Source organism: Arcobacter sp. F155, assembly GCF_004116455.1.
Lineage (GTDB): Bacteria > Campylobacterota > Campylobacteria > Campylobacterales > Arcobacteraceae > Halarcobacter.
The window spans coordinates 1-414 of record NZ_PDJU01000053.1; the positions used below are offsets into that span (position 1 = coordinate 1).

A 414-nucleotide genomic window follows, 5' to 3' on the forward strand; every position below is an offset into this window, starting at 1 on the left:
GTATCAAGGGTTCAAGCCTCTTAGTATAGAGACATATATTGATCGCGTTCCCATTGGTGAACTTGTGTTCTAAAGATATCCCACTCAATCTCTTTCGCTTCGATGAAGTGCTCAAGTAAGTGTTCTCCTAGTGCACCGCATACTACTTCATTAGATTGTAATGTAACTAACGCTTGCGCTAATGTTGCTGGTAAGTCAACGATACCTGCTTCTTCGCGCTCTTCTTTTGTCATTACATAGATGTTACGGTCTACTGCAGCTGGTGGAGTTAATTTGTTTTTAATTCCATCAAGACCTGCAGCTAATAATGTAGCCATTACTAAATATGGGTTTGCAGCTGGGTCAACACTACGTACTTCTACGCGTGTACTAATACCACGAGATGCAGGGATACGTACTAACGGGCTACGGTTT

General features: G+C 42.0%; 1 pseudogene. It reads right to left on the reverse strand.

Annotated features, from left to right (window positions below):
• Window positions 1-20: 20 nt before the first annotated feature.
• Window positions 21-414 (reverse strand): annotated as a pseudogene (locus CRV03_RS14040) (glutamine synthetase); the annotation flags it as partial.